The 25,903-nt window shown below is 63.0% G+C and carries 25 protein-coding genes; 13 read left to right on the forward strand and 12 right to left on the reverse strand.

Going from position 1 to position 25,903, the window contains the following annotated elements; translation table 11 throughout:
- Positions 1–9: 9 nt before the first annotated feature.
- A complete protein-coding gene (locus EWM57_RS02970) occupies positions 10–2,313 on the reverse strand; it encodes an efflux RND transporter permease subunit (RefSeq protein ID WP_129919645.1) in 2,304 nt (767 codons plus the stop codon).
- Positions 2,314–2,483: 170 nt separating this feature from the next.
- Between EWM57_RS02970 and EWM57_RS02975 the strand changes: the two genes are divergently transcribed.
- Positions 2,484–2,696, forward strand: a complete 213-nt coding sequence (locus EWM57_RS02975; RefSeq protein ID WP_129919646.1) for a hypothetical protein — start codon at positions 2,484–2,486, stop codon at positions 2,694–2,696.
- A gap of 130 nt (positions 2,697–2,826) precedes the next feature.
- Positions 2,827–3,933, forward strand: coding sequence for a type I restriction endonuclease (locus EWM57_RS02980; protein WP_129919647.1), 1,107 nt, complete (start codon positions 2,827–2,829; stop codon positions 3,931–3,933).
- A gap of 57 nt (positions 3,934–3,990) precedes the next feature.
- On the opposite strand, the gene EWM57_RS02985 is transcribed toward EWM57_RS02980, so the two are convergent.
- The gene (locus tag EWM57_RS02985) at positions 3,991–4,290 is read right to left on the reverse strand and encodes a hypothetical protein (protein ID WP_129919648.1); all 300 of its coding nucleotides are present in this window, start codon (positions 4,288–4,290) and stop codon (positions 3,991–3,993) included.
- Between the two features lie 81 nt (positions 4,291–4,371).
- The gene (locus EWM57_RS02990) at positions 4,372–5,220 is read right to left on the reverse strand and encodes a DNA/RNA non-specific endonuclease (protein ID WP_129919649.1); all 849 of its coding nucleotides are present in this window, start codon (positions 5,218–5,220) and stop codon (positions 4,372–4,374) included.
- 133 nt (positions 5,221–5,353) lie between these two features.
- Here EWM57_RS02990 and EWM57_RS02995 point away from each other — a divergent pair, with 133 nt between their 5' ends.
- Together EWM57_RS02995 and EWM57_RS03000 are read left to right on the forward strand one after the other, a co-directional pair.
- Positions 5,354–6,148 (forward strand): thymidylate synthase, encoded by a 795-nt coding sequence (locus EWM57_RS02995; protein WP_129919650.1) that lies wholly within the window; start codon positions 5,354–5,356, stop codon positions 6,146–6,148.
- A gap of 259 nt (positions 6,149–6,407) precedes the next feature.
- Positions 6,408–6,605 carry a hypothetical protein gene (locus tag EWM57_RS03000; protein ID WP_165370391.1) on the forward strand — a complete coding sequence of 66 codons (198 nt, stop codon included), beginning with the start codon at positions 6,408–6,410 and terminating at the stop codon, positions 6,603–6,605.
- Here EWM57_RS03000 and EWM57_RS03005 read toward each other — a convergent pair.
- The 3 genes from EWM57_RS03005 to EWM57_RS03015 form a co-directional block, all read right to left on the reverse strand.
- Positions 6,602–7,426 (reverse strand): aminotransferase class IV, encoded by an 825-nt coding sequence (locus EWM57_RS03005; protein ID WP_129919652.1) that lies wholly within the window; start codon positions 7,424–7,426, stop codon positions 6,602–6,604. The two genes, EWM57_RS03000 and EWM57_RS03005, sit on opposite strands and share 4 nt — an antisense overlap.
- A gap of 96 nt (positions 7,427–7,522) precedes the next feature.
- Positions 7,523–8,650, reverse strand: coding sequence for a DNA-processing protein DprA (gene dprA / locus EWM57_RS03010; protein ID WP_129919653.1), 1,128 nt, complete (start codon positions 8,648–8,650; stop codon positions 7,523–7,525).
- Between the two features lie 90 nt (positions 8,651–8,740).
- On the reverse strand, positions 8,741–9,100 hold the full coding sequence (locus tag EWM57_RS03015; protein WP_129919654.1) for a MerR family transcriptional regulator: 360 nt from the start codon (positions 9,098–9,100) through the stop codon (positions 8,741–8,743).
- A 223-nt stretch (positions 9,101–9,323) separates the two neighbouring features.
- On the opposite strand from EWM57_RS03015, the gene alaS reads away from it, so the two are divergent.
- From alaS to EWM57_RS03040, 5 genes are all read left to right on the forward strand, one after another.
- Positions 9,324–12,008 (forward strand): alanine--tRNA ligase, encoded by a 2,685-nt coding sequence (alaS, locus tag EWM57_RS03020; protein WP_129919655.1) that lies wholly within the window; start codon positions 9,324–9,326, stop codon positions 12,006–12,008.
- A 240-nt stretch (positions 12,009–12,248) separates the two neighbouring features.
- A complete protein-coding gene (locus EWM57_RS03025; protein ID WP_129919656.1) occupies positions 12,249–12,959 on the forward strand; it encodes a toxin-antitoxin system YwqK family antitoxin in 711 nt (236 codons plus the stop codon).
- A gap of 272 nt (positions 12,960–13,231) precedes the next feature.
- Entirely contained in the window at positions 13,232–14,689 is a 1,458-nt protein-coding gene (gene gatB / locus EWM57_RS03030) for an Asp-tRNA(Asn)/Glu-tRNA(Gln) amidotransferase subunit GatB (RefSeq protein WP_129919657.1), read from the forward strand.
- A gap of 66 nt (positions 14,690–14,755) precedes the next feature.
- Positions 14,756–15,871, forward strand: coding sequence for a TlpA disulfide reductase family protein (locus tag EWM57_RS03035; protein WP_129919658.1), 1,116 nt, complete (start codon positions 14,756–14,758; stop codon positions 15,869–15,871).
- Between the two features lie 169 nt (positions 15,872–16,040).
- Complete coding sequence (locus EWM57_RS03040) at positions 16,041–17,171, forward strand: TlpA disulfide reductase family protein (protein ID WP_165370392.1); 1,131 nt, start codon at positions 16,041–16,043, stop codon at positions 17,169–17,171.
- Between the two features lie 146 nt (positions 17,172–17,317).
- On the opposite strand, the gene EWM57_RS03045 is transcribed toward EWM57_RS03040, so the two are convergent.
- The 3 genes from EWM57_RS03045 to EWM57_RS03055 form a co-directional block, all read right to left on the reverse strand.
- The gene (locus EWM57_RS03045; protein ID WP_129919660.1) at positions 17,318–18,130 is read right to left on the reverse strand and encodes a hypothetical protein; all 813 of its coding nucleotides are present in this window, start codon (positions 18,128–18,130) and stop codon (positions 17,318–17,320) included.
- 36 nt (positions 18,131–18,166) lie between these two features.
- On the reverse strand, positions 18,167–18,688 hold the full coding sequence (locus EWM57_RS03050; protein ID WP_129919661.1) for an acyl-CoA thioesterase: 522 nt from the start codon (positions 18,686–18,688) through the stop codon (positions 18,167–18,169).
- Between the two features lie 119 nt (positions 18,689–18,807).
- Positions 18,808–19,461 carry a protein-L-isoaspartate(D-aspartate) O-methyltransferase gene (locus EWM57_RS03055; RefSeq protein ID WP_129919662.1) on the reverse strand — a complete coding sequence of 218 codons (654 nt, stop codon included), beginning with the start codon at positions 19,459–19,461 and terminating at the stop codon, positions 18,808–18,810.
- A gap of 188 nt (positions 19,462–19,649) precedes the next feature.
- Between EWM57_RS03055 and EWM57_RS03060 the strand changes: the two genes are divergently transcribed.
- The 4 genes from EWM57_RS03060 to EWM57_RS03075 all read left to right on the forward strand — a co-directional run bounded on the left by EWM57_RS03060 (position 19,650) and on the right by EWM57_RS03075 (position 22,827).
- Positions 19,650–21,068, forward strand: a complete 1,419-nt coding sequence (locus EWM57_RS03060) for a sugar transferase (RefSeq protein WP_242509963.1) — start codon at positions 19,650–19,652, stop codon at positions 21,066–21,068.
- A gap of 109 nt (positions 21,069–21,177) precedes the next feature.
- Complete coding sequence (locus EWM57_RS03065; RefSeq protein ID WP_129919663.1) at positions 21,178–21,768, forward strand: riboflavin synthase; 591 nt, start codon at positions 21,178–21,180, stop codon at positions 21,766–21,768.
- Between the two features lie 91 nt (positions 21,769–21,859).
- A complete protein-coding gene (locus EWM57_RS03070; protein ID WP_129919664.1) occupies positions 21,860–22,570 on the forward strand; it encodes a phosphodiester glycosidase family protein in 711 nt (236 codons plus the stop codon).
- A 56-nt stretch (positions 22,571–22,626) separates the two neighbouring features.
- Positions 22,627–22,827 (forward strand): hypothetical protein, encoded by a 201-nt coding sequence (locus EWM57_RS03075; RefSeq protein ID WP_129919665.1) that lies wholly within the window; start codon positions 22,627–22,629, stop codon positions 22,825–22,827.
- A gap of 110 nt (positions 22,828–22,937) precedes the next feature.
- On the opposite strand, the gene EWM57_RS03080 is transcribed toward EWM57_RS03075, so the two are convergent.
- The 3 genes from EWM57_RS03080 to hemF form a co-directional block, all read right to left on the reverse strand.
- Entirely contained in the window at positions 22,938–24,182 is a 1,245-nt protein-coding gene (locus EWM57_RS03080) for a serine hydrolase domain-containing protein (protein WP_129919666.1), read from the reverse strand.
- A gap of 81 nt (positions 24,183–24,263) precedes the next feature.
- A complete protein-coding gene (locus EWM57_RS03085; protein WP_129919667.1) occupies positions 24,264–24,887 on the reverse strand; it encodes a phosphatase PAP2 family protein in 624 nt (207 codons plus the stop codon).
- The gene (gene hemF, locus EWM57_RS03090; RefSeq protein WP_129919668.1) at positions 24,884–25,840 is read right to left on the reverse strand and encodes an oxygen-dependent coproporphyrinogen oxidase; all 957 of its coding nucleotides are present in this window, start codon (positions 25,838–25,840) and stop codon (positions 24,884–24,886) included. The genes EWM57_RS03085 and hemF overlap by 4 nt, the downstream gene beginning before the upstream one ends.
- Positions 25,841–25,903: the final 63 nt, after the last annotated feature.

Genomic DNA, 25,903 nt, shown 5'->3' on the forward strand with positions numbered 1-25,903 from the left:
GCCGCGGCGCTAGTCCGCCGTCAGTAGGGGCACGGGCTGGCGGATTTCTTTGGGCTTGTGCTTGTAGAAGTACAAGATCAGAATGGGCAGCAGCGTCAGCTCGGCCACTACGCCGAAGAGCAAGGTCAGGCCGATGAGCAGGCCCACGTAGAACGTGCCGTCGAAAGAGGAGAAAATCAAGGTGCTGAACCCGCCCACCAGAATCAGGGACGTCACGATGACGGCCTTGCCGGCCATCAGGTAGGTTTTGCGCACCGCCTTAAACAAACTCCGCTCGTGCACCAGCGTCAGCTTGAGCTTGCTGATAAAGTGGATGGTGTCGTCGACGGCAATGCCGAAGGCAATGGTGAAGATGATGCTGGTGCTCACCTTCATGCTCACCCCGGCCAGCCCCATCACGCCGGCCACAATCAGAATCGGAACCAGGTTCGGGATAAGTACCACGACGGTCATGCGCAGGCTGCGGAACAGGAACAAGACGATGAGCGTGACCATCACAATGTCGATGCTCATGCCCGTAATCATGTTGAGCGTCAGGTTCTCGTTGTTCTTGTCAATCAAGTTAGCCGAGCCCGTCAGGCGGGTCTGCACCAGGGTGGAGTCGACGCGCTGGCGCAGGAAGCGGCGCAAATCCACGTTCAGCGCGTCGGCCCGGATGCTGCCCACGTCGGGCATGCGGCCGGTGAGGCGGCCCTCGGAGGCGTCGGGCAGCACCAGGGCCCGAAACTCGGGCTTCTTGCGAAACAGCTTGACCTTGCGCACCAGCCCGGCCAGCTCGGCCTCGGTGGCGGGCAGCGTATATTCTTCCAGCAAACCGCCGTTGAGGGCCTTGCGCACCGATTTGATGAGCGTCACAGGCGAGGCCACGAAGTTCAGTCCGTAGGTCGTTTGCAGGTATTTTTCAATCTGCTCGGTCTGGCGCAGCACCGCCAAATCGTAGATGCTGCGGCCGGGCGCGGGCTTGAGGGCCAGTTCGAAGGGCCGCACGCCGGCGAAGTTCTTCTCGAAAAAGGCGAAGTCCAGCTTCACCGGGTCGTTTTTGGACAGGTCGTCGAGCAGGGCCGAGTTGATGCGGATGCGCGAGGCCGAGGCCACCGAGCCAATCAGAATCAGCGCCGAGAGGCCCACCACCAGCCGCCGGTGGGCCAGCACCGTGCGGAATAGTCGGCCCAGCACCCCGTCCCAGCTGTGGCCCTCGGCCCGGGGAATGCGCAGCTGGGGCTTGCGCAGCAGCATAAGCATGGCTGGCAGCAGCGTAAACGACAGCGCAAAGGTCAGCAGCACGGCAATGCCGGTGAAGAGCCCGAAGTTGTAGATGGGCCGGATGGTGCTGGTCATCAGGGTGAAAAAGCCGATGCTGGTCGTCAGCGCCGACAGCCCCGAGCCGAACCCGGATTCCTTGAGCGTGATGAGCAGGGCCTCCTTTTTAGCCGTGCCGTAGCCCAGCTCAGTGCTGTAGCGGGTGATGATGTGGATCGTGTCGGACATGCCGACCACGAAGAGCATAATTGGGAGCAGGGCCGTCATCAAATCGATGCTCACCCCGCAGGCCGACATTAGTCCCAGCCCCCAGAGAATGGCACCCAGCACCACCACCAGCGGCAGCACCACGCCCCACCAGGTACGAAATGTAAACCACAAGAGCCCCGTCACGAGCAGCACCGACAAGCTCATAAAGACCACCAGTTCCCGCTGCAGCCGGTCCACGAACACGGACTGGGCCACGAGCTTGCCGGCCAGGTGATAAGCGTCGGGCGCGAAGCCCTGGCGGTCCAGCTCGGTGCGCACGGCCGCCAGCAGGGAGTCGCCGGGGGGCTTGCTCAGGTTGGGGGAGGTCTGAAACAGGATGGTCACGGCCCGGGCGTCGCGGCTGAGCAGGTTGCCCACCAGCCCCGGCGTGCGGTAGACCAGCGTCGAATCCGGGGCGCGGCGGGCTGGCTCCTGGGGGTGCAGGTAGGGCACGTTGAACACGCCGAAGCCCTCCACGACGGGGTTGGTGGCGTTGGTCGGGGAGGTGACGTGGGCCACGTGGGCCCGCTGCTGAATAAAGCGCGTGAGCGAGTCGACCCGGGTCAGAAACTGCGCCTCAAACACGGTGTGGCCCGCCGGCGCCTCCAGGCCCAGCAGCACGTAGTCGTTGTCGTTGCCGAAGCGGGCCGAATACTTTTGGTAGTAGTCCAGGTCCGGGTCGCCGGCGGGGTAGAAGTCGTTGAAGTTGTAGTTGAAGCGCAGCTGGGCCACGAAATACACGCTCACGACCGAAATCAGGGCCAGGGTGAGCAGGGTGAGGTAACTTACTTTGCGAAGCGGCATCGGCAGAATGGGTCCGCCACAGCCGGCGGAAAGCGGAAAATCAGGCCGGCCCGGCGCGGAGTTATCGTCCGCCTTTCGTACTTTAGGGGCAGCGGCTGGCGCGGGGCAGACTTCGGAAAGCCAACCATGCCCCGCTGGCTTTTGTTTCCTCCACCTCCCTCATTTTCCCCATGAAAAACGCCCTGCTGGCCCTGGCCCTGTTTGCTTTTGTCGGATCTGCTGCTGCCCACGAAGGCAAAGACGGCAAGAAGGATAAAAAAAGCACTAAGTCGTGCTCAATGGCCGAGAAAGGCGGCGCCAGCTGCTGCGCCAAGAAAGGCAAAACGGCCTCGGTGAAGCCCGCCGAAACCCTGCCCTCCGCCCCGGCTACCAAGTCGCTGTAGAAAACAGACGAAAAGTTCAGCTTCATAAGCATGCCTCGCCTTTGTGGCGAGGCATGCTTTTTTTTAGGAGTATTGGTAGTAAGAAATAGAATGATACATTTAAAGCCGGTATAACAATCTAAAGAGAAATATGGACCTGATTGACCAATTAACGAACCTAGCGTCAAGGGCGCAGAAGCAAATTTCTCACATTCAAACTGAGGAGGCGACAAAAAACGCTTTAGTTATGCCGTTTATCAACGCGCTTGGCTATAACGTTTTTGACCCTACGGAAGTCGTACCAGAGTTCATTTGTGATATAGGCACGAAAAAAGGTGAGAAGATCGACTACGCCATTGTGCGCGATGGGAAGCCAATCATTCTTATAGAATGCAAGCACGTTGGCGGTGAACTTAGCATCAACCACGCAAGCCAGCTTTTTCGTTATTTCCACGTTACGGAAGCTCGTATTGCTGTATTGACAAATGGAATTACTTACAAGCTGTTTACCGATTTAGAGCAGCCAAATAAGATGGATGAGCGGCCCTTCATGGAATTTGACTTGTTCAACTTTCATGAAAATGACGTCGCCGAAATCAAGAAGCTGAGCAAAGCTACCTTCAACATTGAGGACATGCTTTTTGCTGCCTACAATCTGAAGTACATGCGGGCTTTTAAAAAGTACTTCGACGAGCAGTACACGCAGCCTTCAGCAGACTTTATTCATTTTGTCTCCAAGCAGATCTATGATGGAGTGCTCACGACGAAGCTTAAAGAGCAGTTTAGCATCCTAGTTCATCGTTCGTTCCAACAGTTCCTGAACGATAAAATTGCCATGCGTTTACGGACGGCATTGGTCGATACCAGTGGACAAGGAATTCTCACTACGGAGCTTCCTGCTGCCCCAGTTCCTGAGCCATCAGTCTCTTCTGATGCGGAGGGTAAAGACAAGGATATTGAAACTACAGTCGAAGAAACAGAGGGCTTTATGATTGTGAGGGCCATTCTGCGCAAGACAGTGGTGGTAAACAGAGTTGTAATGCGGGATGTACAGTCCTATTGCGGGATTTTGCTGGACGATAATAACCGCAAGCCAATCTGTCGTTTACACTTCAATGGCAGTAAGAAGTTTGTGACCCTGTTTGATGTTGAAGGGGGAGAAAGGGTTGATATCAACTCATTGGATGACTTGTACGGCCTAGCTTCTCGTATCCGGGCGGCAGTGCAACGACATGAGAATAAGCCGGTTGAAGCTTAAAGAAAGACCCCACTCTACAGTAGAGTGGGGTCTTTCTTTGAGACGTAATCTTAATCATTACACGTACTCCGGCACCGTTTCCTCGAGCAATTCCGCCAGGCTCAGCTCCTCCACGTCGGGCAGGGCGGCGAAGCGGCTTTCGTGGAAGTTAGCTTCGGGAAAGCCCGGGGCCACGCCGGCGTTGTTGATTTCAACCAGCGTCAGGCCGTAGCCGCGGTGGGTGTCAAACAGGTTGCGCACGGTATAGATGGGGCCGCGCTTGGGCGTCTGGATGGCCGGGTTCTGGGCCAGCAGCAGGGTGAAGTCGTCGTTGGTGCAGACGATTTGCTGGCCGGGGTGAAACAAAGGAGGGTTCATAGGGCAAAGATACAACTGCCGGCCGCGCCCGACGCGCCGGGCGGGGCAGAATTATTTTGGGAGCGGGCTCTGCTTCAGCGCTTACTGGGTCGGGCCGTTGTCGACGCGGGCTTCCACCGCCTGCTGCACGGCCGGGGCCACGGCCGACAGCAGGTCGTAGCCGGTGGCCGCCTCGATGGCGTCGACGCTGGTACGGTAGCCGCCCCAGGCCGGGTCCAGGCCGTTGTCGTTGGGCGTATCGACGGCAATAACCCGGGTGCTGGCCGTCACGCGGGTGGCGTCGGCCGTGCCCACGGGCAGCACCACGACCACCTTCCAAACCCGCTTGGGCACGGTCACGCGGCCGTTATCGATGGTCGTTCTGGCCCCGCTACTGCCCACGCCGCCGGTGCCGTATTGGCCCTGAATGATGTAGAGCTCATTGCCGGCCCGGGCCAGGGTGCGGCAGTATTCCTCCAGGTCGCCCCAGGTCTGCTGGTTGTTGCGCGGGGCCTGCGGAATCATGTTGGTCATCAGAAATGTGGCCGAGTTGTCGGCCACCGAGGCCGTGCGGTCGGCGCTGGGGCAGTTGTGACCCCTATCGAAGCCCGAGCCCGAGTAGCTGCTGGCCGATACCTGGTACCAGCCGGCGGGCAGGTCGGGGTCGGCGCGGAAGTCGTCTTGGCGGGCTGACGCGCCCAGCCAGGCGCTGCTCAGGTGCCAGCTCACCCAGTTCGGGATGCCCTTGTCGCGGTGGTAAGACAGCGCGTACTGGGGCTTGAGCAGCAGGTAGTTGGTCGGGGAGGCCGCGTCGGTTACGGCACCGCTGGGGTTGCCCAGCGCCAGGTGTCCGTCCTGGGCAGGTGTCGTCGGGGCTGGATCTTCGCGGGAACAGGCAGCCAGGGCCAGGGCAAACAACAGGCGGGTACAGTAGGAGGGGAAGCGGTTCATGGGACAAAAATAGCGGCTAGAGCAACGATACCACGCCGCCCGGGGCGCAACAAGACGGCCGGCGCCAAAGTTGGGAGCCCGGAAAATGCGCCGGCTTGCTACCTTTGAAGTCGACCACCCTTGTCCCCGCCTCATGCGCCAGTACCTCGACCTCGTTCGTCATATTCTCGACCACGGCACCCAGAAAACCGACCGCACCGGCACGGGCACGCTCAGCATCTTCGGGCACCAGATGCGCTTCAATCTGCAGGAAGGCTTTCCGCTGGTCACGACCAAGAAAGTGCACCTGAAAAGCATCATCCACGAGCTGCTCTGGTTTTTGCGGGGCGACACGAACGTGCGCTACCTGCAGCAGAATGGCGTGAAAATCTGGGATGAGTGGGCTGACGAGCAGGGTGAGCTGGGACCGGTCTACGGCAAGCAGTGGCGCAGCTGGCCCCGCCCCGACGGCACCCATATGGACCAGATGGCCGAGGTGATTCGCCAGCTCAAAACTTCGCCCGACTCCCGCCGCATCCTCGTTTCGGCCTGGAACGTGGCCGAGCTCGACCAGATGCACCTGATGCCTTGTCACGCCCTGTTTCAGTTCTACGTGGCCGACGGCAAGCTCAGCTGCCAGCTCTACCAGCGCTCCGCCGACGTATTTCTGGGCGTGCCCTTCAACATTGCCAGCTATGCCCTGCTTACGCTTATGGTGGCCCAGGTCACGGGCCTGCAGCCCGGCGAATTTATCTGGACCGGCGGCGACACCCACCTGTATTCCAACCACCTCGAGCAGGCCCGCCTCCAGCTCACTCGCACGCCGCGCCCGCTGCCACAGATGCGCCTGAATCCGGCCGTAACCGACCTGTTCAGCTTTCAGTACGACGACTTTCAGCTGGAAAACTACGACCCCTGGCCCGCCATCAAGGCGCCGGTAGCCGTGTAGGACCGCGGCGGAAGCAGAAGCAGTAGTACGGTTGAGCTCAACAGAATTGTGCTATAATCCGGCCTGATCACAACTCTGGGGCAAACTGAGCGCAGTCATACCGGCTAAAGTGCTAACTTGGGGCGTATTACCGGGCTCTGCCGACGGGCAGGCTAGCGGCTGACCTAAAAAAAAGCCGCGGTAAAATTCAACCTTGCTCTGAAAATCCAATCTAACGGTAGACTTCGTATCTGCTGTTATGCCTACTCGCACGCCTGCCTTGCAACCTTCTTCACCCGCTGCCGCCGACACGCACCTGTCGCGGAAGCACCGCGCCCTGGTGGCGCTCTACACCCTCGATGCGGGGCATCTTTCGCGCGAGGAAATCCTGCGCCTCAACAACGTGTCGGAAGCCGATTTGGCCGAGCATGAGGAAGAATGGCTGCGCCTGCGCTGCCGCAACCCCTCGATGGTTTAGTCTGCCGCGGCCTGCGCATCCCACTCCTGCAGGCGCGCCCACAGCGCCGGCGGGGCCGTCGGCAGCTGGTGCGCCCCGATTTGCTTCACCAGTTTCAGAGCGGCCACATTGGCCGTAAATACGGCGTCAGCCGCCAGCAGCGCCGCGGGCTTAAATAAGCCTTCATGGCAAGGTACGCCGTGGGCCCGGGCAACTCGCAGCAAGTGCGCCCGGCGCACGCCGGCCACGCAGCCCGAGCGCAGGGCCGGGGTAAACAGTTCGCCTTGGCGAGTCCAGAAGAGGGCGGCGGCCCCGGCTTCGGCCACGTGTCCGGCCGCGTCGCAGAGCAGAATCTCGTCGAGGCCGCGCTGCTGCCGCTCGTGGGCCGCGCGCACGTACAGCCAGGCCTGCGGACCCTTACAAAAGCTCAGCGGCGAGAACAAAGCGTAGTTTTCTTGGGCAAATTCCGCGGTGCCAACCTCCGCCGGATCCGGGAGAAAGGGCTCCGCCGTGGCTAGCCACTCGGCCGCCGCGGTGGGCGGGGTGTAGCGGCCGGCGCCGCTGCGCCAGATCTGCAGGCGCAGCCGGGCGGCGGGCAGGGCGCTGGCCTGAGTTAAGCGAAGCATGCTGGCCGTCAGGGCCTCGGCAGTAGCTAACGGGGCGGGCAGCTCCAGGTGCAGGGCGGCCGCGGCCAGCTGCATGCGGTTGAAGTGGTCGGGGGCGTAGCGCAGCCGGCCGGCCGAGCAGATCATGGTTTCAAAAAAACCGTCGCCAAAGGCTAGGCCGCGGTTAGGCAGGGGCAGGGTGGCCGTGGGCAGGAGTTGGTCGTTGAGCAGGAGCATGGGCCGCAAGATACGGCGCCGCGCCGGCCCGGTTTTTCGAAGGCGCCCGGCTTTGTAACCTGACTTGTCGTCTTATTCCGACCGGGCGGCAGTCAGCTACACGAGCACAAACTTCTTCCCCGGCAGCGCCTTGACCACCCCCCGGAACTCCAGGCCCAGCAGCAAAGAAGCCACTTGGTGCACGGGCAGCTGGGTTTTCCAGCTCAGGTCATCCAGTAACTCCTCCCCGCGGGTCAGCACTTCTACGAGTTGAAATTCGGGCGCGGAAAAGTCGGCGGCGGCGTAGCTCGGGGCGGGCTTGAACTTGCCGCTCTGGTGCAGGGCCGCGTCCCAGTTTAGGAGTTGCTCCAGGTCGGCGGGCTCGGCGTAGAGGGCGGCTTTGTTGGTTTTAATCAGGTTGTTGCAGCCTTCCGACGCGGCCGAGCCCAGGTTGCCGGGCACGGCCAGCACGTCCCGGTCGTAGCTCAGGGCCAGCTCGGCCGTAATCAGGGCCCCGCCTTTCTGGGCCGCCTCCACCACCACCGTTCCATCCGCCAGCCCGGCAATGATGCGGTTCCGGGCCGGGAAATTGAAGCGGTCCGGGGGCGTGCCGAAGGCAAACTCGGTGAGCAGGCCGCCCTGGGTGAGCATTTTTTCGGCCGTCTTGCGGTGGGCGTGGGGGTAGATAACGTCGAGGCCGGTGGCCATGACGCCCACCGTTTCGAGTCCTTCCTGCAAGGCCGCACGGTGGGCGGCAATGTCGATGCCGTACGCCAGGCCGCTGACGACCAGGGGCTGGTGGGGCACTAGGCCCTGCACGAGGCGGGTGGTTTGCTCCCGGCCATAGTCGGTGGCCTGGCGCGTGCCGACGATGCCGATGGTTTTGGGCTGGTTGAGGTTGGCCGTGCCCTGATAGTAGAGCAGCACGGGCGCGTCGGCCAGCTGCTTGAGGCGGCTGGGAAACCGCTTGCTGGTGTAAAACAGCAGCTCTATGCCCTCGGCGGCGGCTTTTTTCAGCGTGGCCTCGGCCTGGTGCAGGGCGGCCGTGCGCGCCGCGCCGGTCAGGGCCAGCACGGTAGCGGGGCCCACGCCCGGAATCTTGCGCAGCTTGCCCGGGGGCAGCATCAGCACGTTCTTGGCCGAGCCCCCGTAGCTCATCAGCTGCCGCGTGAGTTGGGGTCCCACGCCGGGAAAAAGGGTCAGGGCGACTTCGTGGAAGAGTAACTCGTCGGTAGAAACAGACATGCAAGGATAGGTAACGAATTAGGATAGAGCCGGTAAGTATAACTATAAAACGTGCTGCTTCCGCCCTGGGCGGCCATAATTCGCGGGGGGCTACCCCTGGGCCTTGTGCAGGGCCTCAATCTCCTTTTTCATGGTCACCAGAAAGCCGCGCACCTTTTCCAGGCTCTGAATCACGTCGATTTTCTCCTTGAGCTGGGGCCCTTTCTGCTTGAGCATGTCGCGGGCGCCGGGAATGGTATAGCCGCGCTCCTTGACCAGGTGGTAGATGGTGCGGAAAACGTCGATGTCCTGGGGCGTGTAGAGGCGGTTGCCCTTCTTGCTTTTGCGCGGGCGCAGCTCCTCAAACTCGGTTTCCCAGAACCGGATCAGCGACGGGGCCACGTTGAACTGGGCCGCCACCTCGCCGATGGTGAAGTACTGCTTCTCGATTTCGCGGTCTTTGTAAGGCATGATAATAGAACTCAGATCTGAGAAGGTAGAACTTAGAGACGCCCCAAAAGAGCCAGAGAAGGTCAAAAAAGCTTGTCAGAACCGGTCTAAGCTCTACGCTCTGATTTCTCACTTCTGTAAAGTCGGCTAACTTTGCCGGCAGCGCCATTCCATCGGAAAGGCGAAAAGTAGCCAAAATCCCGGCCGCCGCCAATTTCTGCGCCCGTCGTCATCTATATCCGCCATGTCACTGCCCACCGCCAGCCACGTCCGCCAGCAATTCCTGGATTTCTTCGCCTCCAAGGGCCACCACATCGTGCCCTCGGCGCCCATCGTGGTGAAGGACGACCCCACGCTGCTGTTCATCAACTCGGGCATGGCCCCGTTCAAGGATTACTTCCTGGGCAACAAGCCCGCGCCCTACAAGCGCATTGCCGACACCCAGAAGTGCCTGCGCGTGAGCGGCAAGCACAACGATTTGGAGGAAGTCGGCTATGACACCTACCACCACACCATGTTCGAGATGCTCGGGAACTGGAGCTTCGGCGACTACTTCAAAAAGGAAGCTATTGCCTGGGCCTGGGAGCTGCTGACGGAGGTGTTTAAGCTTGAAAAGGACCGCCTCTACGTGACCTACTTCGAAGGCGACCAGAAGGACGGCACTGCCGCCGACACCGAAACCCAGAATCTGTGGCGCCAATACACCACCGACGACCGGATTTTGCCCGGCAACAAGAAAGACAACTTCTGGGAAATGGGGGATACCGGTCCGTGCGGCCCCTGCACCGAAATTCACATCGACCTGCGCTCTGAGCAGGAGCGGCAGCAGAAGCCCGGCCGGGAGCTGGTCAATGCCGACCACCCGCAGGTAGTGGAAATCTGGAACAACGTGTTCATGGAGTTCCAGCGCCTGGCCGATAAGTCCCTGATCAAGCTGCCCGAGCAGAGCGTGGACACCGGCATGGGCTTCGAGCGGCTGATGATGGCCGTGTCGGGGGTGAAGTCGAACTACGACACCGACGTGTTTCAGCCCCTGATTCAGTTCATTGCTCAGGAGGCCGGTATCCAGTACCACGGCACGGCCCCGGCCACCGTGAACGACCAGCCGGCCACCGAGAACGAGAAAACCGACATTGCCATCCGGGTTATTGCCGACCACATCCGGACCATTTCCTTCGCCATTGCCGACGGCCAGCTGCCCTCGAATGTCAAGGCCGGCTACGTGATTCGGCGGATTCTGCGCCGGGCCGTGCGCTACGCCTTTTCGAGCCTGGGCTTTAAGCAGCCCTTCCTGTACAAGCTCGTGCCGGTGCTGGCCGAGCAGATGGCCGGCATCTTCCCCGAGCTCAAGCAGCAAACCCAGTTTGTGCAGCGCGTGGTGGAAGAAGAGGAAATTGCCTTCCTCAAAACCCTCGAAAACGGCCTGCGCCGCCTCGACGCCCTGGAAGAAACCGCCCGCCAGAACGGCAACCGCATCGACGGCAAAACCGCCTTTGAGCTCTCCGATACCTTCGGCTTCCCACTGGACTTAACAGCCCTCATTGCCCGCGAAAAGGGCCTGAGCGTGGACGAGGAAGGATTTAAAAAGGAGCTCGACCAGCAAAAGAGCCGCAGCCGCAACGCCCAGGAAACCGAGCAGAGCGACTGGACCGTAGTGACCGAATCCGACGAGCAGCCGGCCTTCGTGGGCTACGACCTCGACGAGGCCCCGGCCAAGATTCTGCGCTACCGCAAAACCACCGCCAAGGGCAAAACCGAGTACCAGGTCGTGCTCGACCAGACTCCGTTCTACGCCGAGTCGGGTGGGCAGATTGGCGACACGGGCTACCTGGTTTCGCCCCTGAGCAAGGTGCGGGTGCTGGACACGAAAAAGGAAAACGACCTTATCGTGCACACCGTCCTCGACTTGCCCCAGGACCTGGACGCCGACTTCTCCGCCAAAATTGACCACGCCCGCCGGGAGCTGATCCGCAAAAACCACTCGGCCACGCATTTGCTGCAGGCCGCCCTGCGCGAGGTTATCGGCTCGCACGTGCAGCAGAAAGGCTCGCTGGTGAACGAGAAGCTCCTGCGCTTCGACTTTTCCCACTTCACCAAGGTCACCGACGAGCAGCTGCGCGAAATTGAGCGGCTCGTCAACCAGCGTATCCGTCAGCAGATTCCGCTCGATGAGCGCCGCAACGTGCCCATTGCCGAGGCCAAAAACTTGGGCGCCATGGCCTTGTTCGGCGAAAAGTATGGGGAGTTTGTGCGCGTCATCACCTTCGACAAAGACTACTCCGTGGAGCTCTGCGGGGGCACCCACGTGCGGGGCACCGGCGAAATCGGCTTCTTTAAAATCACTTCCGAAAGCGCCGTGGGCGCCGGCGTGCGCCGCATCGAGGCCGTAACCGGCGAAACTGCCGAGGCCTACGTGGACCAGCAGCTCGACTTGCTGGCCCAAGTGCGCGAGGCCCTCGGCAACCCCCAGCATCTGCTGCCTGGCATTCAGAAGCAGACCGAGGAAATTGCGGCCCTGCGCAAACAGATTGAGCAGTTTGAGCTCCAGAGCCTGAGCCAGCAGAAAGACCAGCTAGCCGCCCGGGTCAAGCCGCTGAATGGCGTCAACTTCCTGGCCGCCCAGGTGCAGGTAAGCTCGGCCGACGGCCTGAAAACCCTGGCCTACCAGCTGCGCCAAACCGTCGACAACCTCGTGCTGGTGCTCGGCGCTGACCTCGACGGCAAGCCCCAGCTGGCCGTGATGCTCGACGACGAAATTGCCAAAGCCGGCAAGCTCAACGCCTCCACGCTGGTGCGGGAGCTGGCCAAGGAAATTCAGGGTGGGGGCGGCGGTCAGCCATTCTTCGCCACGGCCGGCGGCAAGAACGCCGCCGGGCTGGGCGCCGCTATCAGCAAGGCCGAAGCCTTAGTTAGCCAGCAACTGGCCTAGAGCCGCCGCAAGCCCAGGAAATGTAAGTCCGCCCCTTGCCCGCCCTTCCCGGCGGCGAGGGGCGGACTTATTTTTTAAGGGGCAGCTGCACCGCGGCCGTGGCCGGGCGCCGCCGCCAATGGCTGCCCAATGCAATACGATGAATAATAGTAGCTTTCCAACATACTAGTGGCGGCTAGGAGGCCGCCGGGTAGTTGTGATAGTTCCGGTTCAATAACTCAATCAGTTTAGTAAGCACCTATGGATAAGAAGTGGATTTTGGGGGCCGGCCTGCTGACGCTGCTGGCCGTTGGCGCTCAGGCGCAAAGCCAACCGGGTAAGGTAGCCTTGCCCGCCACGACCCAGGGCATGGCCCCCGGCGAGGTTCGCACGCCCGTAGAATACTTTGACATCACGGGGTGGCCCGTAAAAGACCTCACGTACGCGGCCTTCTATCGCCAGACGACCCTGCACGGCGACGGCAGCGGAACCGAGCGCCTCTACTATTATCCGTCTGGCCGGCCGCTGATGAGCATTCCCTACGTGCAGGCAGACCGCCGGACCCGGCAGGGCCTAGTGCAGGTCTGGTACCAAAGCGGGCAGCTGCTCTCGGAGCAGGCCTATGAGGCAGGGCAGCGCCACGGCAGCGGTCAGGCTTTTTACCCGAGCGGCAAGCTGGAACGCAAGATGGTTTTTGAGCACGGCGTACGCCTGAGCGGCGCCAGTTTCAAGCGCGGGGGCAAAGCCACTGCCTACGGTGAGCCGGCGCCCGGGGGAGGCTTCCTGGCGGACATTCCCGAGGCGGTAGCAGCCGTGCGCCGGAAGGTTTCGCCTCCGCAGAGCTACCCGGCGCTTCCGGCGGCAACGGCGGCCCGCCCGGAGAACAGGGATATGCCGTCCCGGGTCCAGGGCAACGAGATGCCGCTGATCCGGGGTGGGGAAGTGCCGGCCCAGCCTACGCGGGTGTGGTAGCTATTCGCTTGGTTTATAAGTCTCTGCGAGCTTGTTGCGCCGCTAGAAAAATCGTGTTGACGAGAAGAATCCAAGCCTTGCCGCGCCGTAGGTTGCGGCGGGGCGGGCTACGCTTCGATCTTTCTCTACCGGGCGGGAGCCTAGCCTACTACCCAAACTGGGCCGGATAGACTTTCCGGCCCGGTTTTTTTGTCCGGCCGGGGCGGCGGATAGTTTTTATCTTGCAGCCGCTTTGGGGTCCCAACCCGCCCCGACAGCTCATTCTGATTGATATGGACGAAGAGATAAAAGCCAAATACCAGCCCGTTATCGGCCTCGAAGTACACGCCCAGCTGCTCACCCGCAGCAAGATGTACTCCGCCGACGAAAACGAATACGGCGCGCTGCCCAACAATAACCTGAGCGTGATTACGCTGGGCCACCCCGGCACGCTTCCGCGCGTGAACCGCACGGCCGTGGAGTTTGCCATGAAAATGGGCCTGGCCACCAACTGCCACATCACCCGCGACAACCTGTTTGCGCGCAAAAACTACTTCTACCCCGACCTGCCCAAGGGCTACCAGATAACCCAGGACAAAACCCCGATCTGTACCCAGGGCCACGTCCCGATTCGGCTCCAGGACGGCTCGGTGAAGGAAATCGGCATCACCCGCATCCACATGGAAGAGGACGCGGGCAAATCGATGCACCTGGCCGGGGACGTGGAAACCCTCGTGGACCTGAACCGGGCCGGGGTGCCGCTGATTGAAATCGTGAGTGAGCCCGACATCCGCGACGCCGACGAAGCCTACGCCTACCTGTCCGAAATCAAGAAGCTGGTGGTGTATTTGGGCATCTGCGACGGCAACATGGAGGAAGGCTCCCTGCGCTGCGACGCCAACGTGTCGGTGATGCTCAAGGGCGCCGACAAGTTCGGCGTCAAGGTGGAGGTCAAGAACATGAACTCCTTCCGCAACGTGCAGCGCGCCATCGAGCACGAAATTGAGCGGCAGATTGCGATTCTCGAAGCCGGCGGCACCCTTGACAGCGAAACCCGGGGCTTCGACGCCGCGACGGGCACCACCAACGCCCAGCGCAGCAAGGAAACGCTCAACGACTACCGCTACTTCCCCGAGCCGGATTTGCCCCCGCTCATCATCGACGACGCCTGGCTGCACGAAATGCAGGCGGCCCTGCCGGCTTTGCCCCAGCAGCTCTACACCCGCTTCACCGGCGAGCTGGGCTTGTCCGACTACGACGCCTCGGTGCTCACCGACCAGAAGGATATTGCCCTGTACTTCGACCAGATTTCGCGGCTCACGCCCAACGCCAAGGCCGCGGCCAACTGGGTGCAGGGGCCGGTGAAGTCGTTCCTGAACGAGCGCGCCCTCACGCTGGCCGACTTCCCGCTCACGCCCCAGCACCTGGCCGACATCATCGGGCTCATCGACGAAAACAAGGTCAGCCACTCGGTAGCGGCCAAGCAGCTGTTTCCCTACCTGCTTGACCACCCGACCCAGTCGGCCGCCGCGGCCGCCGAGACCCAGGGCCTGCTCCAGCAGTCGGATGCCGGCGCCCTGGAAGCCATGGTGCAGCAGGTGCTCGACGCCAACCCGGCCAAGGTGGAGGAGTACCGGGCCGGCAAAAAGAGCTTGACCGGCATGTTTATGGGCGAGCTCATGAAGCTCACCGGCGGCAAGGCCGACCCCAAGCTGGCCAACCAGCTGCTGCGCCACAAGCTCGACGCCTAGCCCCAGCTCGAAACTTTCCTCGCCACCGCTGACCCTTGGGCCGGCGGTGGCTTTTCGTTGGTTGTGATGCCACGTTTCCCTGTAAAGACGTTTGCGGCGCTGCTGGCCCCGCTCGGGTTGGCCGCCTGCCAGCCGGGCAACCCGGAGCGGGCGGCCGAAGCCGGCTACGAGGTCCGCGGCACGCTCACGCACGCCCCGGCCGGCGCCTGGCTGTACCTGCGCGACACCCGCGGCGCGCAGGTGCGCTACCCCGATTCGGTGCGGCTGGATTCGACAGGGCGCTTTACGCTGCGCGGGCGGGTGCCGGAGCCGGCGGTGCTGGGCCTGACCACCGACAAAAAACAGGATCTGCTGCTTGTGCCGCTGGAAAACGGCGTTCCGCTCGACTTAAGCGCCGACCTGGCCCGGCCCACGGCCACCGAACGGCTGCGGGGCTCGGCGGCGGCGGCTCTGCTGCAGCGGTTTCTGGGGCTGCGGGCCCGCTACGAGGCGGCCGCCGCGGCCTTGCAGCAGCAGCCCGCCGGGGCGCCCGAGGCTGGCCCCGAGCCCTGGAACCGCATCTGGCGCGACTTTACCCGTCATACGTTGGCCCTGGCCCGGCCCCGGCCCGATTCCTACGTGGCCGCCTACCTGACCGCCTACCTCAAGGCCAACCCCGAACTGCACGCCGCCATCGACTCCCTGACCACGCGCCTGGCCGAAGCCCAGCCCGGGTCACGCTACGTGCGGGAGCTGCTGCGGCACCGGGCCGTGTGGCTGGCCACCACGGTCGGGCAGGTGGCCCCCGACCTGCGCCTGCCCGGGCCGGATGGCCGGCCCGTGGCGCTGAGCAGCCTGCGGGGGCAGTACGTGCTGCTGGACTTCTGGGCTTCCTGGTGCGGGCCCTGCCGGGAGCAACACCCCGCGCTGCGCCGGCTCTACGGGCGTTATCATTCCAAAGGCTGGGAAATCTACGGCGTTTCTCTCGACGAGTCGGCGGCGAAGTGGACCCGGGCCGTGGCCGCCGACCAGCTGCCCTGGCCCCAGGTGTCGGACCCGCGGGGCTGGCAGAGCCCGGCGGCGCTGAACTACGCCGTGGTCACAATTCCGCACTCGGTGCTACTCGACCCGCGGGGCCGTATTCTGGCCCTGGACCTGCGTGGAGCCGCGCTGGAAAAAAAGCTGGCCGAGCTGCTGCCCTGACGCGGGCTGACTGCTGCTGCCGGGTGGCGCGGGCACTGCAAAATCCGGCCGGAGGCTTCCTTAATTTTCGCAATCCGGGGCAAATCGGCAATTTGCAGGCTGAACCCCGTTTTTCTTAACGGTTTGTAAGCCCGTAGCTTGCCCGTACCCCGAGATGAAACCACGAAATATGAAAAGCATACTGCTGATTGGTAGCGTATTGGCCATGGCCAACGGCTGCAACCGGGGCGCCAACCCCAGCGCCAGCACCACCGAGGGCGGCTTTCAGGTCAGCGGCCAGCTGACCAACGCCCCGGCCGGCACCAAGGTATACCTGGCCGAGCTGACCGAAACCCAGTTTGCGCCCCGCGACACGGCCACGGTAGACGCCCAGGGCAAGTTCACGCTCCAGGGCACCGCCGCCGAGCCCGGTCTCTACCAAGTCAAGGTCAATGATGCCAACCAGGTGCTGCTGGCCCTGGAAAGCAAAAGCAGGGTCCAGCTCTCCGGCGACGCCACCAAGCTCACCGAGAACTACACCGTGAAGGGCTCGAAAGACTCCGAGGTGTGGCAGCAGCTCAACCGCAGCATGTTGCGCGCCAAGCAGCAGATGGCTGGCGTGGAGCAGCGCTACGGGGTGCAGGCCGCCGCCGGCCGCACCGACTCGACCGAGCTGCTCAAAAACAAGTATTTCGCCGTACAGGCCGCCAACACGGCTGAAATCAAGCAGCTGGTGCGCCAGAACCCGAAGTCGGTGGTATCAGCTTTCGTGGTGGGCAACCTGCTCAACCCCGACGACCAGTTTGCCTTCGCCGACTCGATGGCCACGGAGTTTAAGAAAACCATGCCCGAGTCGCGCTTCACCAAGGCCCTGGTGGCCCGCCTCGACCCGCTGCGGGCCACGGCCCGGGGGCAGGTGGCCCCGGAAATCAGCCTGGCGGCCCCGGACGGCAAGCCGGTGGCGCTGAGCAGCCTGCGCGGCAAATACGTGCTGATTGATTTCTGGGCCTCCTGGTGCGGACCCTGCCGCCAGGAAAACCCGAACGTGGTCAAGGCCTACAAGCGCTTCAAGGACAAGGGCTTCGAAATCTACAGCGTCTCGTTTGACCAGGACCGTGGCAAGTGGCTCAAGGCCATCCAGTCCGACGGGCTGATCTGGACCCACGTTTCGGACCTGAAGGGCTGGGAAAGCGCCGCCGGCCAGACCTACGGCGTGAAGTCGATTCCACTGTCCATTCTGCTCGACCCCCAGGGCCGCATCATCGACAAAAACCTGCGCGGCGAAGCCCTCGAAGCCAAGCTGGCCTCGGTGCTGAAGTAGGTTTGTAGGTAATCGTTGTTGGTTTCTGGTTTTGTTGTGCTAGGCTAAGCACTAACTGAGTATCAACAAAGAAGGCTCGTCAACTGACGATCCTTCTTTGTTATGCCAACACCGCAACGATGCTAACAGCTAACCACTACCGCGGCTTACGCCAGAAACATGCGCTGCATGGCCTGCCAGAGCAGCTTTTTGCGGCTGTTGTCTTCTTCGAGCAGCTCGATTTCGGCCGCGGGCAGGTAGGCCACGTCATTGACGAGCAGGACCGGCTCGTAGAGCTGGGTTTTGTAAACGGCCACGTCGAGCAGGTTTTTGCCGAAGCCGATGATCTGCTTGGCCGCCAGCTGCTGCCGGAGCGTGCTTAGGGCCACCGGCAGGTGCGACTCCACGTTGATGAGCACCACGTCTTCCACAATCAGGCGGATGGCCTTGAGCAGGTTGTTGAGGAACACGTTTTTGGGCAGGCGCTGGAACCGCACAGCGTCCATGCGCACCAGAATCACCAGGCCGTTGGGGTTGCTGCCGAGCGTGGAATACGACGTCTGGGTAAGTGGCGGGGCCGTGCGCTGGGGCGGAGCAGGTTCTGGCGCTGGCAGCGGGGCCGGGGCTGGCGGCGTGGCAGCCGCAGGCGGTGGGGCTGGCGCGGGCTTGGCCGCCAGCGTGGCCAGGGAAGGCAGCTTGGTCGGAATGGGAATCGGGGCCGCGGCTGGCGCAGGAACCGGCGTGGACATTGGGGCTGGCTCCGGGGGCCGCGCGGCGGGCGGCGGACTGGGGGCCGCCACTGCCGCGGGGGGCATGACCGGCGCCGTAGGCGGAACCGGCAAGGGGGCGGCCGGAGCCGCTGCGGGCGCCGGCACTATTTCCGCCTGGCCGGGAATAGCCTCCGCTTCCGGCACCACGTAGAGCGACACGTTGGTGTAGAAGTTCTGAAAGAAAGCCAGCGACGCCTGTTCCTGTTCCATGGATTCAACTACTTACTGGTGAGCACCGGGCGGAAGTTACTCAATCTCGAAGAGGGATTTAAGCTCCGTGGCGTCCTGGGGCTTGAGGCGGCCGGCCAGCACGAGGCGCAGCTGCCGCCGACGCAGGGCGCCTTCGTAGAGCTGAATGTCTTCGGGCGTTTCGGCCAGAGCCTCGGGCACGTCAATCGGGCGGCCCGACTGGTCCACGGCCACGAAGGTGTAGAAAGCCTCGTTGCTTTTGATCTTGGTGCCGCTGGGAATGTCCTCGGCCCACACGTCGATGTGCACTTCCATGCTGGAGCTGAACGAGCGGGTCACCTGGGCCTGGAGCGTCACCACGTTGCCCAAACGAATGGGCTCCCGGAACGAGACGTTATCGACGGAGGCCGTCACGACGATGCGGTTGGAGTGGCGCTGGGCCGACACGGCGGCGGCAATGTCCATCAGGTGCATCATGCGGCCCCCCATCAGGTTGTGGAGCGTGTTGGTGTCATTGGGCAGCACCAGCTCGGTCATGGTTACGAACGAGTCTTTGACGGGCTTTTGTTTGCGCAGCATGCGGGAGAAGTTAGGCAGTAAGGGAAAGCGGCCGCAAAGATAGGGTGGCCCGCCGTGGGGAATTGGTAAATGTTGGATGCCGGCGGTTGCGTAGACGTTCCGCATGCAGCCGTCCCCCGTTATTTATCCCAGCCGGCCCGGCCCAGCAGGGGCACGAAGCGAAACTCCTCAAACTCCTCGCGCACGAAGCCGGCTTCGCTTTCCCGCGTCACGCGCAGCATGCGCTGGGTGTGCTCGTTGCCCACCGGAATCACCAGCGCGCCGCCCACGCGCAGCTGCTGGAGCAGGGCCCGCGGAATGGTGGGGGAGCCGGCCGTGACCAGAATCTTGTCGAAGGGCGCGTAGGCGGGCAGGCCCACCGAGCCGTCGCCGCAAAACAGGTGGGCCGCCTGGTGCAGGCTGGCCAAGCGGCGGCGGGTGCGCTCAAAGAGCACGGCGTTGAACTCGATGCTGCACACGTGGGGCGTGAGCTGGAGCAGCACGGCGCACTGGTAGCCCGAGCCGGTCCCGATTTCCAGCACCCGGTCCTGGGGCCGCACCTGGAGCAGCTCGGTCTGGTAGGCCACCGTGTAGGGCTGGGAAATGGTCTGGCCCTCGCCGATGGGAAAAGCCTTGTCCTGGTAGGCATGTTCCTGAAAGGCAGGCTCAAAGAACAGATGGCGCGGCACGGTGCCCAGGGCCAGCAGCACCCGCTCGTCGCGGATGCCCTTGCGGCGCAGCTCCTCGACCAGCGTGCGGCGCTGCCCCCGGTGTCGGTAGCTGTCAGCGTGCATGGGCGAAGAAATGGGAGCGGGCCATAATCAGGGGAAGTGGTAGTCTGCGGTTCCGCATTAATGCCCTACCTTTGCGGGGCTCCAAAACGGCACCAGCGGCCCATTAGAGCAACATCAGCCGCAAAACTACGGCTTCAAACCCACAATCCAACCCCGAGCCGGCACCCGCTGGTCTGCCCTGAACCCCCTTGATTCGCACCGCTCAAAAACTGAAGCTGATAGCCGCCGACTTTCTGGCGGCCCTGTTGGCCTGGGTCTGCTTCTTTCTGCTGCGCAAATACCTGCTCAGCGAAATGACGCCCGGCTACCGCTTCAGCGAGGGAGCCCTGTTCACGCTCACCGGCGGCGCGGTCATGATTGCCGCCTTCTGGATGCTGCTCTACGCCCTGATCGGGGAGTACCGCGACATTTTCCGCAAGTCGCGCCTGGCCGAAATCATCCGCCTGGCCCGGGTGTCCATCCTGGGGGCGCTGATTATCTTCTTCGCCTTTCTGCTCGACGACCAGGGCGTGAGCAACTACCGGCTCTACTACAAGACCATTACGGCCTATTTCCTGCTGCACTTCTTTATCACGGCCATCCTGCGCACCTGGGCCGTGACGAGCGTGCAGCGGCTCGTGCACAACGGCACGATTTCGTTTAACACCCTGCTGGTGGGCTCTAACGCCCTGGCCTACGAAACCTACCACGAGCTGGCCCGCACCAGCCGCCACCTGGGTTTGAAGCTGGTCGGCTTCGCGCCGGTGGGCGACACCGTGGACGAGGCCCTGGCCGCGGAGCTGCCCACCCGCGGCTCCTACAAGCGCCTGCCGGCTTTGATCCGGGCCCTCAAGCTCGAGCAGATCGTCATTGCCATCGAGCCCAGTGAGCACCGCATGATCCAGGAAATCCTGACTTTGCTCGAAGGCACCAACACCCGCGTGAGCATCCTGCCCGACCTCTACCAGATGCTGCTGGGGTCGGTGAAGGTCAACCATCTGTTTGGCACGCCCCTGATTGAAATCAAGCACGATTTGCTGCCGCTCTGGCAGGAAGTCACCAAGCGCGGCCTCGACATTGCGGGTTCCTTGCTGTTTTTGCTGCTGGCCTGGCCCGTGTACGCCTTCACCGCCATCATGGTGCGCACGTCCTCGCCGGGCCCGATTTTCTACTCCCAAGAGCGCGTGGGCCGGCTCGGACACCCGTTCCGCATCTACAAGTTCCGCTCGATGTACGTGGATGCCGAGAAGATGGGCCCTTCGCTGTCGTCCGACCACGACCCGCGCATCACGCCCTGGGGCCGCTTTATGCGCAAGGTCCGCCTCGACGAGCTGCCCCAGTTCTGGAACGTGGTCAAGGGCGACATGAGCCTGGTGGGCCCCCGGCCCGAGCGGCAGTTCTACATCGACCAGATTGTGAAAGTGGCGCCCCACTACCGCCACCTGCACCGGGTGCGGCCGGGCATCACCAGCCTGGGCCAGGTGAAGTACGGCTACGCCGAAACCGTGGCCCAGATGGTGGAGCGGCTTAAGTTCGACATTCTCTACATCGAAAACATGAGCCTGGCCATGGACTTTCGGGTGATGCTCTACACGCTCAAAATCATCGTCGAGGGCCGGGGGAAATAAGAAATTTTAACGGATGGATGTTGAAGACTGAATGAACCGGTTCGTTGCGCGGCGCGCAGTGAGACGGCCAAATCCACCTTTCAGCATTCAGAATTCAACATTCCCAAAGATGTTCACAGGCATTGTAGAAGCCCTCGGCACCGTCACGGACGTGCAGACGGAAGGTACCAACCGTCATTTCACCGTTTTGACGCCCTTCGCGGCCGAGCTGCAGATTGACCAGAGCGTGGCCCACGACGGCGTCTGCCTGACGGTGGTGGCCGTGGACGCGGCCGCCGGCACCCACGTCGTGACGGCCATCGACGAGACCCTGCAGAAAACCAACCTGGGCACCTGGGCCCCGGGCCGGCAGGTGAATCTGGAGCGCTGCCTGGCCGCCAACGGCCGCTTCGACGGCCACATCGTGCAGGGCCACGTCGATCTGACGGCCGTCTGCGAGGCGGTGACGGACCAGAACGGCTCCTGGCTCTACCGCTTCCGTCACGAGCCGGGCCCCGGCCGCGTGACGGTGGAAAAAGGCTCCATCTGCATCAACGGCACCAGCCTGACCTGCTTCGAGAGCACCGACACGGGCTTCTCGGTGGCCATTATTCCCTACACCTACGAGCACACCACCTTCCAGCACCTGCGCCCCGGCGACCTGGTCAATCTGGAGTTCGACATCGTGGGCAAGTACGTGGCGAAGCTGCTGGGCAAGTAAACCGGTGTCGGCTTCCCCGAGCGTTGGCCAGCGGTGGTTGGGGCGCGGCAGCGCCCTGAGCGGGGCCGCTTGCCGGCTTGGGCGCGGATTCATGCTGGGCGGGCTGCTTGGGCTAGCCGCCGCAGGCTGCCGGCCGGCCCCGGCCGAGCTGGCCGACCAGGACGTGGTCAGCTACTGGGTCGACCTGCGGCGGCAGAAGCTGAAGCTGTACTGGAAAGACGACCGGGGCCGGCGGCTGCGGAGCCTGCACCGCCTGCGCGACTGGGTCGGCGGCCAGGGGCAGGAGCTGGTGTTTGCCACGAATGCGGGTATGTTTCACCCGGACCACGCGCCCGTGGGCTTGTTTGTCGAGGCTGGCCGCCTCGTGGCCCCACTGGATACCGGCTGGGGCCGCGGCAACTTCTACCTGCAGCCCAACGGCGTGTTCTACACCACCACCGACCAGCGCGCGGGCATTTGCCGCTCGACTCGCTTCCGGTATTCGCGCCGGATTCGCTACGCCACCCAGTCGGGGCCCATGCTGGTGCTGGACGGGCAGATTCACCCCGCCTTCCGGCCGGATTCGCGCAATCTGAACGTGCGCAACGGGGTTGGCCTGCTGCCCGACGGGCGGGTGCTGTTTGCCATGTCGAAGGGGGAGGTGAGCCTGTACGCCTTTGCCGCCTACTTCCGCGGCCACGGCTGCCGCCAAGCCCTGTACCTTGACGGCTACGTGTCGCGCACCTACCTGCCCGCCCGGCACTGGCGCCAGACCGACGGCGACTTCGGCGTGCTGGTGGGCGTGACGCGGCCGGCTCAGTAATTAGACTTTCGCGTCCGGCCTGCGTAAAAGGTTCATACCCTAACCCACTCAGAGCTATGTCCAAACGCGAATTGATGGAGCCCCACGAGGACGACAAACGCTACGTGCGCCGCAACGAAGATGGTCAGATTGAGCAGTCCGTGGACCTGAACCGGTCCCTGTCGCAGGACGACCAGCATAATTCCAAGAAAACCACCACGCCCGGCCAGGGCGACAAAGGCGACGGCCACACCGGCAACCGCAAGCCCGGCCAGTAAGACCTGGAATCTTTTAAAAAAGCCCCGCTGTGCTCGCGCAACGGGGCTTTTTTACATTCACTAGTGGAAGACCTGTACTGCTGCAGTGCTTTAGCACCAAAGGTCTATGCTTAGCGGCCCACCCGGAGCTGATATTTCTGCAGGGTGTCCCAGATTTTATACATCGTAGCCTCCCCGGCCCGGTCCGCCAGGTTGGTATTGAGCAGCAGAACCCGGCCGATGCCGGACTTAGGGTCGAAAAACAGCAGCGACACCACGCCGGGGTCACCGCCGGTGTGGCCAATAAAACCGGTGTAGCCGAAGCCCATGAAAATGCCCACGTTGTAGGATTCACTGTAGGGATTCCGCTCGTTGCGGTCGGTGAAGTTGGCCGCCGCCAACTGGGGGCGAAACAGCTCCCGGTAGCTGTCCGGGCGCAGCAGGGTGCCCTGGCCCTGGTAGCCCCGGATCAGCTCCCGCAGGTACCGGCCCAGGTCGGCGACGGACGAAATAAAGTTGCCGTCGGGATAGGTGGTCAGGCTGTAGTAGGGCAGCGCCACCGCCGGGGACTGGTAGAGCCGGGAGCAGCGCGCGAAGTTGACCTCGGCAAAGCTCCAGCCCGAGTCCCGCAGGCGCAGGGGCCGGGTAAGGTGGCGGGCCGTAAACTCCCGGAACGGCATCCCGCAGGCCCGCTCCACCACGTAGGCGGCCAGGGCCGTGCCCACGTTGGAATACTCGTAGAGGGCGCCCGGGCGGCTTGCCAGAAACCCCTTGGGCTGGTACCATTTTCCCCGCGGAGTCAGCACGTTCTGCAGAAACTCGGGCAGGGCTACGGCCGAATCGGCCGGAACAAAAACTTGCACGTCTTCGAAGGCCAGGGGCAGGCCGCGCAGGTCCTGGCCGGGCTTGAGGTAGTAGTTTTTAGTAAGGTAGAAGTCGTTGTCGCGGATGCTGGACGTGTGGGTAGCCAGCTGCCGGAGCGTAATCGGCACGTCGGGAAATGCCGGGTTCACCACCGGAAACGGCAGGTACTTGCTGATTGGGTCGTCGAGCTGGAGCTTACCCAGTTCCTGGGCTTTGAGCAGGGCTAAGCCTACCACCGTTTTGGATACCGACGCAATGCTTTGCGCGGTATGCACGTCGTAGGCCCGCCGGGTTTGGGCGTCGGCCACGCCGAAACCATGCTGGTAGAGCACCCCGCGGGCGCTGACAATGGCCACCCCAAACCCGTTGAAATGTCCTCGTCCCAGCAGGGCGGTGAGCTCCGCCGTCAGCGAATCCTGGGCGGCGCGGGGCCGGGATGATTGCGCCGTGCCGGGCGTAGCGCCGCCGGCGAGACAGAAGAACAGGGCCAGTAAGCCGTTTCGCATGGGCATGGGCCGGAGAGAATAACGCCCGGTCGGCCGCAAAGAACGCTTTTTCCTGAGAGGGTGCCGAAACGGGGGCGATGCGGAAAGCTAGGGCACCAGGTTTTTCACACGGGGCGCGGCGTCTTCCGCGTAGGTGGGTGCCGCTTCCGGCCACCAGCGCGCCACCCCGCGCCGGTACAGTTTGGCGCAACCCCAGGCCATCAAGCTGCCCAGCAGGGCGCCGGCCAGTACGTCGGTGGGGTAGTGAGCGCCGAGGTAAATGCGGCTGTAGCTTAGCAGGCAGGCCCAGATCAGCGTCAGCCACTTGGCCAGCCAGAACCGCCGGGGTAGCACCTGCCACAGAAACACAGTCATGGCGAAGCTGTTGGCCGCGTGCGACGACATAAACCCAAACTGCCCCCCGCAGCCGTGGGCCAGGTTCAGCACGGCCGACAGGTCCGGGTCGTGGCAGGGGCGCAGGCGGGCAAAGTACGGCTTGAAGAAGCGGCTCGACACGCTGTCGGCCAGGGCCACGCTCAGCAGCAGCAGCGGAATGAGCAGCTTGGCCCGCTGCTCAAACAGGTAGACCAGCGCCAGCAGCAGCACCAGGTAAGCCGGAAACCACACGAAGCGCTCCGAGAAAAAGATCATCCACTTGTCGCGCACCGGCGAGTGATGATTGTTGGCCGCCAGCAGCAGCCAGCGGTCCAGGGTCTGCAGCGCCTCAATCAAGTGGTAGCGGGCGTTTCAAGCCAGTTGACCCCTTTGCGCAGCCACTGCTGGGTGACGGCCTCGGGGGAGCCGGGGGCGGGAACCAGGTTGTAGTGCCACTCGCAGCGGGGCGGCAAGCTCATCAGGATGCTTTCGGTGCGGCCGCCGGTTTCGAGGCCGAAGCGGGTGCCCCGGTCGATGGCCAGGTTGAACTCGGCGTAGCGGCCCCGGCGCACGAGCTGCCATTTTTCCTCGGCCTCCCCGTAGGGCAGGTCGCGGTTTTGCTGCATCAGGGTGGTGTAGATGGGCCCGAAAGCGTCGCCGACGGCCCGCACGAAGGCAAACAGGGCCTCGGCCGAGCCGTCTTTGCCCACGGTGAGGCGGTCGAAGAAAATGCCGCCCACGCCCCGGGTTTCCTGGCGGTGGGTAATAAAGAAATAATCGTCGGCCCAGGCGTGGAAGCGGGCGTAGTAAGCCGGGTTGTGCTGGTCGCAGACGGCCTTGAGCGTGGCGTGAAACCAGCGGGCCTGGGCTTCGTCGACGTAAATCGGGGTCAGGTCGATGCCCCCGCCAAACCAGGCCTCGCCGTTGCCGGCCTCGAAGTAGCGCACGTTCATATGGGCAATGGGCACGCGGGGGCTGCGCGGGTGCTGCACCACGCTCACGCCGGTGGCGAAGTAGTGCGGGTTGGGCATGAGCAGCACCTTGGCGGCCTGCTCACTCATGGTGCCCGCCACGGCCGAAAAGTTGACGCCGCCTTTTTCCAGCACGTTGCCCTCCGTCAAAACCCGGCTGCGGCCCCCACCGGTGCCGTGGTGCTGCCAGGCATCTTCGTGAAAGCGGCCCCGGCCGTCGGCGGCTTCGAGCTGCTGGCACAGGCGGTCCTGAAAGTCGCGCATCCAGGCTTCCACCTGCGCCCGGAAGGGTGGGGAAACGACGGGACCAGACGGGGAAAGCGGAGTGGAGGTAGGCATAAAGCAGGCAATTGCCGGAAAATGCAGTCGGGAATACCGCAGTATCTCAACCACTCAAAACAG

The sequence above is a fragment of the Hymenobacter persicinus genome, assembly GCF_004167665.1.
GTDB lineage: Bacteria > Bacteroidota > Bacteroidia > Cytophagales > Hymenobacteraceae > Hymenobacter > Hymenobacter persicinus.